This window comes from Paenibacillus sp. alder61, from assembly GCF_020179875.1.
Taxonomy (GTDB): Bacteria; Bacillota; Bacilli; order Paenibacillales; family Paenibacillaceae; genus Fontibacillus; species Fontibacillus faecis.
Genome location: NZ_JAIUDG010000021.1, coordinates 1 through 13592, shown reverse-complemented (window position 1 = coordinate 13592; position 13592 = coordinate 1). Strand labels below are relative to the sequence as shown.

Annotated in this window: 11 protein-coding genes; 1 reads left to right on the top strand and 10 read right to left on the bottom strand. The window is 54.9% G+C overall.

Translation table 11 applies throughout. The features are described 5' to 3' along the window. Nucleotides 1-13: 13 nt before the first annotated feature. The 6 genes from rhaB to LBW89_RS20420 all read right to left on the bottom strand — a co-directional run bounded on the left by rhaB (nt 14) and on the right by LBW89_RS20420 (nt 7660). Nucleotides 14-1477 carry a rhamnulokinase gene (rhaB, locus tag LBW89_RS20445; RefSeq protein ID WP_225040137.1) on the bottom strand — a complete coding sequence of 488 codons (1464 nt, stop codon included), beginning with the start codon at nt 1475-1477 and terminating at the stop codon, nt 14-16. Between the two features lie 229 nt (nt 1478-1706). Further along, nucleotides 1707-2441 (bottom strand): LutC/YkgG family protein, encoded by a 735-nt coding sequence (locus tag LBW89_RS20440; RefSeq protein WP_148450140.1) that lies wholly within the window; start codon nt 2439-2441, stop codon nt 1707-1709. Further along, nucleotides 2386-3954, bottom strand: coding sequence for a LutB/LldF family L-lactate oxidation iron-sulfur protein (locus LBW89_RS20435; protein ID WP_225040135.1), 1569 nt, complete (start codon nt 3952-3954; stop codon nt 2386-2388). The genes LBW89_RS20440 and LBW89_RS20435 overlap by 56 nt, the downstream gene beginning before the upstream one ends. Then, nucleotides 3951-4679, bottom strand: a complete 729-nt coding sequence (locus LBW89_RS20430) for a (Fe-S)-binding protein (protein ID WP_225040133.1) — start codon at nt 4677-4679, stop codon at nt 3951-3953. Before LBW89_RS20430 ends, LBW89_RS20435 begins: the two co-directional genes overlap by 4 nt. 54 nt (nt 4680-4733) lie before the next feature. Then, the gene (locus LBW89_RS20425; RefSeq protein WP_225040131.1) at nt 4734-5492 is read right to left on the bottom strand and encodes a DeoR/GlpR family DNA-binding transcription regulator; all 759 of its coding nucleotides are present in this window, start codon (nt 5490-5492) and stop codon (nt 4734-4736) included. 98 nt (nt 5493-5590) lie between these two features. Beyond that, entirely contained in the window at nt 5591-7660 is a 2070-nt protein-coding gene (locus tag LBW89_RS20420) for a bifunctional aldolase/short-chain dehydrogenase (RefSeq protein WP_225040129.1), read from the bottom strand. Between the two features lie 1191 nt (nt 7661-8851). Here LBW89_RS20420 and LBW89_RS20415 point away from each other — a divergent pair. Further along, nucleotides 8852-9136, top strand: a complete 285-nt coding sequence (locus LBW89_RS20415; protein WP_225040127.1) for a hypothetical protein — start codon at nt 8852-8854, stop codon at nt 9134-9136. Nucleotides 9137-9202: 66 nt separating this feature from the next. Here LBW89_RS20415 and LBW89_RS20410 read toward each other — a convergent pair whose 3' ends face one another. From LBW89_RS20410 to LBW89_RS20395, 4 genes are all read right to left on the bottom strand, one after another. Further along, nucleotides 9203-9982, bottom strand: a complete 780-nt coding sequence (locus LBW89_RS20410; protein WP_225040126.1) for an ABC transporter ATP-binding protein — start codon at nt 9980-9982, stop codon at nt 9203-9205. A 78-nt stretch (nt 9983-10060) separates the two neighbouring features. After that, complete coding sequence (locus LBW89_RS20405; RefSeq protein ID WP_148450151.1) at nt 10061-10747, bottom strand: FadR/GntR family transcriptional regulator; 687 nt, start codon at nt 10745-10747, stop codon at nt 10061-10063. A 152-nt stretch (nt 10748-10899) separates the two neighbouring features. Then, nucleotides 10900-12108 (bottom strand): MFS transporter, encoded by a 1209-nt coding sequence (locus LBW89_RS20400; RefSeq protein WP_225040124.1) that lies wholly within the window; start codon nt 12106-12108, stop codon nt 10900-10902. 75 nt (nt 12109-12183) lie between these two features. Further along, nucleotides 12184-12771: a TetR/AcrR family transcriptional regulator gene (locus LBW89_RS20395; RefSeq protein ID WP_225040122.1), complete on the bottom strand. Its 588-nt coding sequence runs from the start codon at nt 12769-12771 to the stop codon at nt 12184-12186. Nucleotides 12772-13592 lie beyond the last annotated feature (821 nt).

Genomic DNA, 13592 nt, shown 5'->3' with positions numbered 1-13592 from the left:
CTTCCAACCGCCGCTAAAACACCGGGCTGGTTTTCACTCGTTCCCACCGCTCCAGCAACTGCTTCCGATTCTCGACGGGTCGCGGCGTATATCGGGTAATCGGAAACGATCCGGCGATGGTTTCCCGTGCATTCCTGACGTCATACAGACATCCGCAAGCAATCATTTGCACGGCGAGATTGCCGATGGCGGTGGATTCGGAAGGCCCGGCAAACACCGGTTTCCCCAACAAATCCGCGGTTAATTGGTTGAGCAGCACGTTATTGGACCCGCCTCCCACGATATGAAGAACTTCGAACGCGCCGCCCGTCAATCGCTCCAGCTCTTCCATCGCATCGCAGTACGTAAGCGCCAGGCTTTCAAAGATACATCGCGCCACTTCCCCTACCGTCGCGGGTAGCTGCTGCCCCGTCTCCCGGCAAAAGCTGCGGATTTCTTCGATCATATCGGCCGGGTTCAAAAAACGCGGATGATTGCAGGCAACCAGGCTTTGGAAAGGAGGAGCCTCTTCCGCCCATTGCACCAACTCCGCAAAACTGCAGTCTATCGCCGAAACCCTGCGGGTTTCCTGGATCATCCACAGCCCCATAATGTTTTTCAGAAACCGAAAAGTTCCGTAAGCTCCCCGTTCATTCGTATAATTGCAGCTCATGGCGGACCCGGTATTTAGCGGCTCCGCCAACTCCGTCCCAAGGAGAGACCAGGTTCCGCTGCTGAGATACGCCCACGGCCTATCGCCGGCCGCCGGGACCCCGACGACGGCGGAAGCCGTGTCATGGGTCGGCACCACGACCAGTTCGCACTCCGGGAGATCATAAGCTTCCTTCAATTCGGCGAGAAGGGGCCCTAGTTTTATCCCCGGCTCCGTCAGCTCCGCGAACTGCGCCCGGTCTAGCCCGAGAATGCCTAGCAGTTCCGGGTCGAACTCTCCATCCTGCAAATTCAGCAATTGGGTGGTGGACGCATTTGTCAGCTCGTTGATTTGTCTCCCCGTCAAGCGGAAATACAAATAATCCGGAACGAGGAGAATGGCATCGGTCCGCTTCAACTGTTCGGGATCATGAACAAAAAGCTGGTACAACGTGTTGAACGACAGCTCCTGAATCCCGGTTTTGCGGTACACCGCCTCCCGCGGTATCACCCGGTGGAAATTATCGGGCGCGCCATTTGTCCGTGAATCCCTGTAAGCATATACTTCGTGAATCCGCTTCCCCGTCCGGTCCAGCAGAACATAATCCACGGCCCAGGTATCGATGCCGAGCGTGCAGTGCCCGATTCCCCCCCGCTTGGCTAAGACAAGACCGGCCAAAATCTCTTCAAGCAAATGATCGATATCCCAAAAATCATGGCCCTCTACCCTGTGAAACCGGTTGTCGAACCGGTATAGCTCCCTGATCACCATCTGTCCGGCAATCAAGGCGCCGTGCACCAGCCTCCCGCTGGAAGCCCCGATATCCACCGCGATATGATTTAACATAAGTTCTTCCCCTTATGGTCAAATAAAGTGAAGGATTTTCCTTCATCCTAATCGCTAAATTTCCGATTGTCAATGAAATTATGTTTGTTTATATGTTTTTATTTTTGTTTATTATTTGTTTTAGGTTGATTTCGTTTCGATTTGACGATTAAATCAAGAACAAAACAACATACTGGAGTGTGGCGGCCTCCCGACCCGGAGACCGCCGTTTTCCCGCCTACGGTTCGGTTCAACCTGAAACCAGCACGGCATAAACGATACCCGGACCATGCACGCCGATGGTGAGATCGTTCTCGATATCCGCGGAACGGCTCGGCCCCGAGATAAAATGAATGCCGGCCGGCAATCCTTCCCGCCCGGTCCGGTCGAACGCCGTCAGCACCTCGCCCAGTCTGGTAACCAGCGAAGCGATCGGGATGACGGCAAAAAGGACCGCCGGCAAAAGGCTGACCGATCGGCCCTTGTCGGGGCCGGAAAGTATGGCGATGGACCCGGTGTAAGCCACCGCGTAATCCGCCATGATGATGCCGATATCCGCTTCGGCGGCGCGCGCCTTCCAGTCCTCGGACGCCTCCCGGTTCCAATTCCATACTTGCACTTTTGCCTCCGGCAGTGAGGACTCCAACCCCAGGTCCGCCAATGCCGGCCGGTCATGCCTTAGAATTCGCTTGGCCTGCAGCTCCAGCGCCTTTTCCGTCATGAACCGGCCCGCTTCCTGCAAGCTGTCCGCCCGAATCACATAACCCCCGGCCTCCTCAAAGTTCCGCGTAAACCTTTGAAGATTATCGTCCTCCGAGCCATCGTAAGAGTTCCAGAAGTCGGGCGCTCCCCGGTACGGCTGCCGCGGTTTTTGCGTCAAACGCGGACGCCGCAGCCTTGAAGCGATCTTGCCCAGAAATTCCTCCTGCTTAGCTCTCGAGCGTTGATCCAGATGATCCAGCCACTCCCGGTGATCTTCCGCCATGTTCCTCACCTCCCGCGCTCTTCTCTCGGCTGCCGATCCGTTTTCGCATCCGCTCCGCGATTTCCGGCGGCAGTTCCTGCAGCCCTTGCCGCAGCTCGGCCTCCAACGTTTGATAACGTTCCCGGAACGGTTCGGCGGCCAGGCCCGGCGCCACTCTGTAGCGGTTCCAGCCTTTCAGCGGCCCCAGTTTCAGGGTGATCCCGCCGTTTCGCACGATCAACTTCTGTCCAAGCCTCCCCAGCCTCAAAAACCCGTGATAGCGTTTGGAGCGGGACATCAGCGAGCCGTACGCTTTCATTCCGATCGTCTCGCGCGCATCGCCGTATCCCCGCTCGACCTTTCTCCGCCGCAGCGAGACGAGCATATCATGCAGCGGGATCTTGACCGGGCAGGCCTCGTAGCATGCCCCGCACAAGCTGGAAGCGCCCGCGATATCGTCCCACTCCGCGACGTTCTTGTTCAACGCCGGGGTGAGCACGGCCCCGATCGGCCCGCTGTAAGTACCGCCGTAGGCGTGGCCCCCGATATGGCGGTACACGGGGCAAGCGTTCAGGCACGCTCCGCACCGGATGCAATTCAGCAGCTCCTGGAATTCGGGATCGCCCAACTGCAAGGATCTCCCGTTGTCGAGAACGATGACATGCATCTCCTCCGGGCCATCCGCGTCTCCGGAACGCTTCGGCCCCGTAATTCCCGACATGTAGACCGTCAATTTCTGTCCGGTCGCCGAACGGGGAAGCAGCGTCGCCATCACTTCGAGATCGCTCCATGAGGGGATGATCCGCTCCATGCCCATGAACGAGATCTGCGTCTTCGGCAGGGTGGTGACCATGCGGGCATTCCCCTCATTTTCGAACAGAACGATCGAGCCGGTTTCCGCAATCGCAAAATTGCAGCCCGTGACGCCGATGTCGGCGGCCAGAAACTTTTCGCGCAGTTTTTTCCGGACATACCCCGCCAGTATCGTCGTTTCGGGAGCAAGCCGTTCGCCGGCGTCCTCGGACAGCAGGTCCGCGATCTGATAGCGGTTTTTGTGAATCGCCGGAATAATGATGTGGGACGGCGTTTCCCCGGCCCGTTGAATAATATATTCGCCCAAATCCGTTTCAACCGCCTCGATGCCCGCCGACTCCAAAGCCCGATTCAGGTGAATCTCCTCCGTCACCATCGACTTGGATTTTACGACTGTCGCCGCCGCATGTTTGGAAGCGATTTCAAGAGCGAGTGAAACGGCTTCCTCCGCTGTATCGGCAAAATGGACATGCACGCCGTTCGCCCGGGCCTGGTCCGCAAACAGGCCGAGATAGTAATCCAGATGGGCGATTGTATGCAGCCGGATCTGCCTGCCCCGCTCCCGCCATTCGTCCCAATTCCCGTGTTCCTCGGCCGCTTTCCGCTTGCCGCTGCGAAGCCGTTCCGTCGTAAAGCGGACCGCCTTCCGCAAAAAATCGTCGTTCAAGGCGAGGCCGGCCCGCTCCTGTACGGTTCGCTCGCTACTCTTCCCTGCGCTCATGCCAGCTCCACCCCTTCATAGAGCAGTTCCGCCAGGTGCATCACCCGAACCGGCTCGTTCCGGTAACGCAAGTGACCGGCGATGTTCATCAGGCAGGCCATATCCAGCCCGACCAAGACTTCGGCTTCGGTCTCCCTGAGATGATCGACCTTTTCCGCAACCATCGCGCCGGAAATATCCGGCATCTTTACGGCAAAGGTTCCTCCAAATCCGCAGCAGTCCTCGGCAAAAGGGAGCGGAACGAACTCCAACTCCTTGACGTGACGCAGCAGCTCCATCGGTTCATCCTTCACACCCAGCAGCCGGCTGCCGTGGCAGGACGGATGATACGTGATTTTGTGGGGAAACCGGGCGCCTACATCGGTAATGCCCAGCACCCGAACCAGAAATTGCGTGAATTCGAACGTTTTGTGCCGGAGTTGACGCGCTTGTTCCCGCCACTCGGGCTCGTCTTTGAACAACTCTTCGTAATGATGAAGCATATACGTGCAAGAACCCGAAGGCGAAACGACGAAGTCGCTGTCCGCAAAAGCGGCGAGGATCGTCCTCGCGGCGGCTTTCGCTTCCGCCCAGTAACCGCTGTTATAGGCCGGCTGCCCGCAGCAGGTCTGGAGCTTGGGGAAATCCAGCAGGATCCCGTACCTGGCCAAGAGACGCATCATCGTTTCCCCGACCCGGGGATATACCGCATCGCTGACACAGGTAATAAACATGGACACCTTCAACCCGTTCACCCTCTTTCCCATGTAAAAGTTTGCGATGGCCCGCCTTCTTTAGACTCAGGCCCTCTTGACGGTGAGCCCGGCTGCGCCGAGGGATTCCACGATATCCGGCGTCAGGCTGGAATCGCTGATCACCGTGTCCACACTGGACAAATCCGCCACCTGCGTAAAAGCCTGCACGCCGAACTTGCTGGAATCCGCCAGCAGAATTTTTTGCTCCGCCATGCCCATCATCTGCTGCTTAAGCCGGGCCTGCAGTTCGCCGGATTCGCTGATGCCGCGTTCGAGGTGCACCCCTTTGCAGGAGAAAAACAGCTTGTCGACATGGAAGGACTCCAGCGACTTTTCGGCGAGCGGCCCGACAAACGACAGCGAACGGGGGGACAGCCGTCCCCCGACGGAGATGACCTCCACCTTCTCCTTGGTGCTCAGTTCCGTGACGACCTTGATGGAATTGGTCAGGACCGTCATCGGGATATCCGGCATGATTTTCGCCATATACCAGGCGGAGGTGCTGGCGTCCAGCAAAATGCGGTCATGCGGCCGAACCAGCTTGACCGCTTCCTCGGCGATGCGTTTCTTCTCCTCCGACCGGGTAACTTCCCTTTCGAAGTAGGGGACCTCGAGCTGGGCTTCCTTTACGCTAACCGCTCCGCCGTGGGATCTTTTGAGCCGTCCCGCCTGCTCCAGCCGATCCAGGTCTCTTCGGATCGTTTCCTCCGTGACGGAGCAAAGCTCGCTTAACTCGGTGACCCGGATACTTCCCCTTTCATTCACAAGCTGAACGATTTTTTCGTAACGCTCTGCAACCAGCATCTGACATCCTCTTTTCGATACGGATTTGATGAAACCACGTGCGTTGTTCCAATCATGAAATAAATTATAACGTATGCGGCCGGAACCCATCAAAAGCTTTAGCGGGTAAACGCCGCCGGAACCCCGCCGTCGATCGTCAGCATGCAGCCTGTCGTTTTGCCCGCCCTGGAGGAGGCGAAGAAAGCGATCCCTTCCGCGATATCCCGCGGATAAATGTTGACCTGCAAGGTCGTCCGCTTGCGGTAATATTCCTCGAGCTGGTCAGGCTCGATGCCGTAGGCCGCCGCCCGCTCCTCGCGCCAGCTGGAATTCCAAATCGCCGAGCCTTGCAGGATCGCATCGGGCAGCACGGTGTTCACCCGGATGCCGTACTCCCCGCCTTCCGCAGCGATGCAGCGGGCCAGATGGGCTTCCAGCGCTTTGGCGGAGCTGTAAGCGGAGGCGTTCTTGCCGGCGTAGACCGAATTTTTCGAACCGACGAACACCATGCTTCCCCCCAGGCCCTGACGCTTCATCGTTTTGAAAGCCTCCCGGGCCACGAGAAAATACCCGGTGCCGAGCACGTTCAGGTTGAGGTTCCACTCCTTCAGCGACGTTTCTTCAAACGGGCTTGAAGTCGCCAATCCGGCGTTGTTCACTAAAATATCGACGCCTCCGTAATTCAGCGAAGCCTCGAGAAAGGCGGTCCGAACCTCCTCTTCGCGGGTCACGTCCATGCGGAGGGCCAGCGCGCGCATTTCCCCGTACTTGGCATTGATCTCCTCCGCGACTTTACGGGCCCCTTCCAGGTTCAAATCCGCCAGAACGACATGCGCTCCTTCGCCTGCCAAACGGCGGGCGGTCTCGCTGCCGATGCCGCCGGCACCGCCGGTAATAAAGGCGACCTGCCGGGAAAATTCCGCTTCGGGCGGGGCCAGAGAAAGCTTGTAGAGCTCCAGAGGCCAGTACTCCACGTTGTACGACTCGCTCTCGCTCAAGGAGACGAAGCGGCCGAGCGCCGTGGCTCCCCGCATGACCGCGATCGCCCGATGGTACAGCGCCCCGCTCACCTTGGAGTTCGCCCAGCTCTTACCGGTGTTGATCATGCCCAGGCCGGGAATCAGAATGACCCGCGGCGCAGGCTCGAACATGACATCACCGGGCGCCTTATTCCGCTCGAAGTAGGCTTTGTATTGTTCTTTGTATTGACCGACCCCTGCTTCGATCTTGCTTAAGAGCCCGCTCACATCCTCCGCGTTTGGATTCCAGTCGATGAACAGCGGCGTCACCTTGGTATGAACGAGATGATCGGGGCAGGCGGCTCCGACTTGCGATAGGGTCAAGGCATCCCGGGCGCCGACGAATTGCAGCACATCTTCTTCGTCATCGAAAGTAAGAATCATGCTGCGCCCATCGCTGACGAATCCCCGTATAGCCGGCAGCACTTGAGCAGCTAGACTGCGACGGTCGTCCGCCGTCAGCGGGGCGTATTTTTCGCCTCCGAACAGGGTCTTCGGATCGATCCGCGCCTCGATATAGGCTTCGGCTTCATTAATGACTTTAATCGTTTGGGCATAGCAGGTTTCGGAGGTATCCCCCCAGGTCACCAAACCGTGCTTCTCCATCAGAACCAGCTCCGCCTTCGGATTGGCCCGTACGCCTTCGGCGATCATTTTCGACAGCTTGAACCCGGGGCGTATATAAGGCACCCATACGAATCGGTCGCCGTAAATCTCTTGGGCGATCTCGCGGCCGTTGTCCGCGCAGCAGATGCTGATAATCGCGTCGGGATGCGTGTGGTCAACATGCGGAAAAGGCAAAAAGGCGTGCAGCAGCGTCTCGATGGAAGCCCGGGGATGCTTGCTGTCGATCATGCACTGCGCCAGGTAGGCCACCATCTCCTCGTCGGACATTTCGCTTCTCTCGAAGAGCGGAGCGATATCCTCCAGTCTCAGGCCCGTAAAATGGCCGGGACCCATGGTGGCCAGGTCGGAGCCGCTGCCTTTGACGTACATGACCTCCACCTCCCGCCCCCTAAAGTCGATGACCCGGGTTTTCGTGGAGGTGTTGCCGCCGCCCCAGTTGCAGACCCGCCGATCCGTCCCGATCAGATTGGAGCGGTAAACGAGTTCGGCCAACCCGTTTTTCTCCGTTGGGGCTTGGGAGGGTTGCCAAAGATTTTGTACCATGATTCGAACCTCCTTTTTTTGTTTGTGTTTGTTTATGATTATAATTCAATTGTTTATTTTTGAATATATGTAATTCGAACAAAAAAACAAAATAAATTCGGCCTATACGGCTGAGGAGCCTAGCCGCCCGCCGACATAGCGCCCTCGTGGCCTAAAACAGCACTGGCGTTTCATTAACCCGAAGGGTCTAATGACCGTAACCGCCTCCCTTAGAAGCCGGGCGGGTGGATAAAGGCTTTTTGAGGCGCTATTTTGTCGAATTCGTCCTTTCGATGAGAAATAGCGGTCATTTGGGGCCTTATTTTAAGGAAAAACGGGCTGAAAACCGATTTTTGGACTCGCACCAGAGAAATAAGGCCCTTTTTAGCCGCTATTTTTCCCGAAAAAGCGAATTTGGGCGAAATAGCAGCCTAAAACGCCGCTATTATAACGGGCGGCAAGTGAGATTGCGGGGTCGGCAACACCATGTCAGGTTTAATGCAACGCCAGTGCTAAAACACCGCTATCTCACAGCGATGAGTCAAGTTCGACAAAATCGCGCCGTTTAAGGTACTTATTCACTGAAAACCCACCGTCGGAGTCTACATCAAATAACGGGAAAATCTCCCGTTAATGTACCGCTCTTGGCTCTTTGGCCGGAATTAGCTGGAAAAGCTCCATCTATTTCGCGGCCCGATTGCCGATATACACAATTTCAGGCGAATTAACGGGAGGTTTTCCAGCTAATTCGCCTCTGCAGCCGCATATTCACCAAATTAACGGGAGGAATTCCCTTTAATTCGAACCAAACCATTAACTTCTTCTTCACGCCGACTTGTTCGGCTTCGGTTGGCGAACGGTGTTTCCGATCAATCTGCCGATCGGTCTGATCGCAATGACTCTGCCCTTTGTCCGGGAATCGTTGGTGGAGGGCAGCAAAAAACGGAAATGCCGCGCTGTTTTTGACCCTGTCTTTGTTTCTGCAGGATGGCCTATCGTTCTCACCGATGACGTCGGCGCTCTCTTTCCTATCCATCGGCGTCGGATTTTTTCTCGGATCGATGCTCGCGCCGCGCGGCGTTAAGAGATGGGGGTTCCGGCTGCTTCCCGCCGGTGCGGCGGTGATGGTGTTTAGATGGGGAAAACCCGCAGTGGACGCATTTCCCCTCGCTCTTTCTTGCGGGAATCGGCCAAGGAATCGTCGGCGCGCCCTTGTTTACCGCCATCCTGTCGCGGGTTGGCCCGAACCACATCGGCGCCGCCTCCGGCATGCTCAGCAGGATGATGCAAACGGCCAATGTATTGGGCGTCGCGCTCATCGGTACGCTCTACTTCGCCGTGCTCGAGTCGAGCGGCGGGGCTTATCATACGGCCATGTATGCGGCTTTGGCCTGTATCCTGGGGGCGGCGCTGCTAACCTTCATCCAGCTCTTGCTGCTGTCCAAAGCGAAAAAGCCCCCGCCTCAACCCCCTCCACTTAAGCCGGAACCGTGTTGAAATAACGAGAGCCGCCCAGGAACAACCGATATGTAATGGTTGCTCTAGGCGGCCCTTTCCCGTTGATTAGGTTAACGAAAGCCAAGCCCGTTCATTTTTCCAGGTGACTTGAACCGGGGTTTCAAATAGAGCCGTTAACCGCTCGCTCGTAAGAACCTCCGTCGTTCTTCCGCTGGCAAACACGGTTCCCTTCCGAAGCAGCAAGGAATGGGTAAATTCCGGCAAAATTTCCTCCACATGATGTGTGACATATAAAAGCGTGGGCGCTTCTTTTTCCTTCATCAAGTTAGCGATGCTCTGCAGCAGGGATTCCCGGGACAGGAGGTCCAGTCCGTTGCATGCTTCGTCCAGGATCAGCAGTTCGGGGGAAGCCATCAGCGCGCGGGCGATCAACAGCTTCTGCTTTTCCCCTTGAGAACAGGTCTGGTATTGGCGGTCGACCAGGTGTCCGCAGCCCAGCGTCTCCATCAGGTGGACGGCTTTTTGAATGTGTTCGTCCGTAGGTTTCTCGAACAAGCCGATGGAAGCATGAAGCCCGCTGATGACCAAATGCTGCGTCTGTTCATTGGGATGAATCCGTTCTTGAAAAGACGAGCTGACCCAGCCGATCCGCCGCCGCATTTCCCGCAGATCCACCGTTCCATAACGTTCGCCCAACACGGAAATCTGCCCCCCCGTCGGCCAGATATATCCCGTAATCATATTCAATAACGTTGTCTTCCCCGAACCGTTAAGGCCTAGGATAGCCCAATGTTCGCCTTTGGAGATCGTCCAGTTGACATCCTTCAGAATGACCTTCTCTTCGCGTTTCCAATAAACATCTTTCACTTCAACAATATTTGACATCCCCTGTTCTCCTCCTCATCGTCTGGGTTACAACCACCTATTCATCATATCATCTGCTGTTTAATGGCAACTGATGGATTATAACTCCGCCATGGTGCCCTCCAAAATTTTCAGGGTCCATGATACGGCAACATCCGGATTCATGCCGCGGATCGCCTCATATAATTGCTCATGGCTATGGGATTGCGGATCATGCGAACTGTACTCTTGGTTTAGTTTACTCATGGCATCGCTTAATACGTGCGAAAACGTACGGAACATATCGATGATGACGCCGTTCTTGCTGGCGATCGCGATGGACAAATGAAACTCGATATCCGACTTCACGTAAAGGTCGCGATTGTTTTGCTGCAGGGCTAAACTGCGTGTGTCCAGGTGTTGGCGCATGTTCCGCAGATCCTCATCTTCGCGGCGAAGGGCGGCCAGCCTGGAAATTTCGACTTCCAGCATCTTCCTCGCCTCGAACACTTCCATAAGTTCCGCCCGATGCAGACGATGAACCAGCGGTTCCTGAATTACGGGAGCGCTCTTCAAATATGTGCCGTATCCTTGTTTCTTCTCCAGCAAACCGGCGTGCACCAGCACCCGGATCGCCTCCCGGATCGTGGAACGGCCGACGCCAAACAGCTCCATCAGTTCAGGCTCTATAGGCAATTTATCTCCGGGACGAATTTCGCCGCTGGATATTTTATGCTGTAACTGATTGACGACCTCGTCCACCAGCTTAGGCTGGTTCAAGGCTTTAAACGACAGCTTCCCATTCATCTGATCATCTCCTGTTTTCAGAAGTTTAGCATATCCTGACTTCGCCGACAAGAACAAACCGGCGCTTTGCCGCCTTTTCACCCTACGCCAAGGGCCGTTCCAAGCGGATGACTCTGCTCGGAACGGCCCCTTTTTGCCTTTTATTCATTTTATCAAGATGATGCCGGCGCTTCCTGTCGTCCCGGTTTCCCCGTCCGAATGGACAGGAAGAAGCAAAGCAGCAGAACCACAAACGCAAGCATATACGGATAATTGATATCGAAATCGAACAAAAATCCGGCCACGATCGGGCCGACGATATTGCCCAAACTGGTGAAGGCCGAGTTGAGGCCGGCGACATAGCCTTGCTGATCTTCGGCTACCATGGACATTTGCGTACTGATGGCCGGACGCAGGATGTCGATCGCGAGAAAGATAATGAACGTGACCGCAAAGATCAGCCAGAATTTGTGTACAAACAGCGTCAGAAGAATAAACACGCCCGCAAAAAGAAGGCAAACGGAAATGACCCGCTTCTCCCCGAAACGCTTCAGAATCCAGCTAAAGCCGGTGGCTTGAATCACCGCGCCCGATATGGAGCCGAACGTGATAATAAACGCGATATCCTGCGGCCCGAATCCGAACTTGTGATCGACGAACAACCCGAAGACGGTCTCAAAGTTGGCCAAGCCGAAAGACATGACAAATACGATGATCAAGCTGAAAAAGTAAGGCTCCCGATACGCATACCGCAGCTGTGTCAAAAGGCCTCTCGGCTTTTTATCCACTGCCGGTGATTTCGAACTTTCCCGCTTAACCGGCTTGGATTCGGGAAGGATCAACAAGTTGATTAAAGCCGCAAGCACGCCGGCGACCGCCGCAAAATAAAACGGAACCCGCAGCCCCAACTCGGCGACATACCCGCCAAGGCCCGGACCGATAATAAATCCCGTCGTGATGGACGCGTTGATAAATCCCATCCCCGCGGCCCGCTCCTCATTGGTCGTGATATCCGCCGCATAAGCCATAACGGCCGGCATAATCATGGCCGCGCTGATGCCGCCGAGCATTCTGGACACAAACAGCAGTACCGTCGAGCTCGTGAAGCCGAACAATGCTTCCGAGAAGGCAAACAGGAGCATGCCGAACACGATCAGTCTTTTCCGTCCGAATAAATCGGCCAAACGGCCGGCCACCGGCGAGAACAAGAACTGGGTGAGCGAAAAGGCCGCCACCAGCATACCGACAATTCCCCCGGTAATGCCTAAACTTTCGATGAACTTCGGCATAATCGGTATGACAAGACCGATTCCCGTAAACACAAGAAACAGATTGAGCATCAGGATCAGTATAGCTCCCCGACTTTTAAGTAATAGTGCCATTTCTCTAACTCTCCTCCAAAAAAACGGAATACTGAATTTTTATTCTATATCTTTGTAAAAAAATTAGCCTGACGGCTAAACAATCCCATGCAAAAAAACATCCATCGCCAAACGGTAGGTCTCCAGCGCTCGCTCGCGGTCCATCCTTAGCGTATGTTGGTTCAAACCGATGATCAAGCTGTCCAGAATGATGGCCAGTCCGGTGACATCCCTGCTCCTGAACTCCCCGTTATCGATGCCCCGCTGCAGCAGCTGCTCATTAAAGGCGATGTAGCCTTTGACCATGTCGTTCATGCGTTCCTCAATGTCCGAAGCTTTCTCCGCGTTTGTGTAGAATTCATCAATCGCCTTGGTCAACGGATGGTTAAATTGATCGTTAGCCAAATGCTCGGCCATGCCGTACAGTTTTTCGATCGTGGTCGGATAGAGCGGTTCCTTGGCCAGCCAATTCTCTTCCCACTCCCTGTTCCATTCCTCGATCAAATGCAAAAACAAGCCTTCCTTGCTTTTGAAATGATAATAAATATTGCCGGCGCTGCACCCGGTGGCTTTCACGATATCCTCGATGGATGTAGCCTTGTAGCCTCTTTGAACGAATAAATCTTTGGCCGCATCGGCGATCCGCTTCTTGGTCTGCTCGGTCTGCTGTTTCTTTTTGTTCACCCGCTCACCCCTTTCTAAAGCAGTTGATGAAGACCCTGGGCATTAAGCGTCGCTCAGTAAAACAATAATACTGAACGTTTCTTCAGTATTATACGGGATAAAAAAAGATTTCGCAATTTTTCTTAACCGTGCCATCAAGTAGCCAGGCTCGTCCCGGGCAGGCCTCCATAGCTTCCCGCAAGCTAGCGCCCCTTCAGACAACCATTGAATACATAGAATTCCTGCAGATTTGCACTTCTGGGCCAAACACCTTATCGCATTCGGCGGAGCCCGTTTCCCTTTTGAAAGCTAGACAGGTGAATAGTGACAGAAGCCTTTTACGCCGCCATTTTGTCGAATCCGGCTTAGCACTGCGAAATAGCGGCTTTTTAGCCACTGGTGTTGCATTAAAACTAACATGGTGCTGCCGACCCCGCAATCTCACTTGCCGCCCGTTATAATAGCGGCGTTTTGGGCTGCTATTTCGACCCCATTTGCGTTTTCGGGAAAAATAGCGGCCAAAAAGGGCCTTATTTCTCTGGTGCGAGTCCAAAAATCGGTTTTCGGCCTGCTTTTCCCTAAAATAAGGCCCCAAAAGACCGCTATTTCTCACAAAAAGGACGAATTCGACAAAATAACGCCTCAAAAAGCCCTTATCCACCCGCCCGGCTTCTAAGGGAGATGACGTAAAATAGTTTGTGTACCAAGTTTTGGAGTCTATCCAAAACATAAAAAAGTAGAGTATTCTCAGGGTTACGACGCCACTAAGAAGGGACTCTACTCAATGACTATGATACCAGAAAATCAACTCACAAACCTATTTGAAAATCTTGTCACTCAGT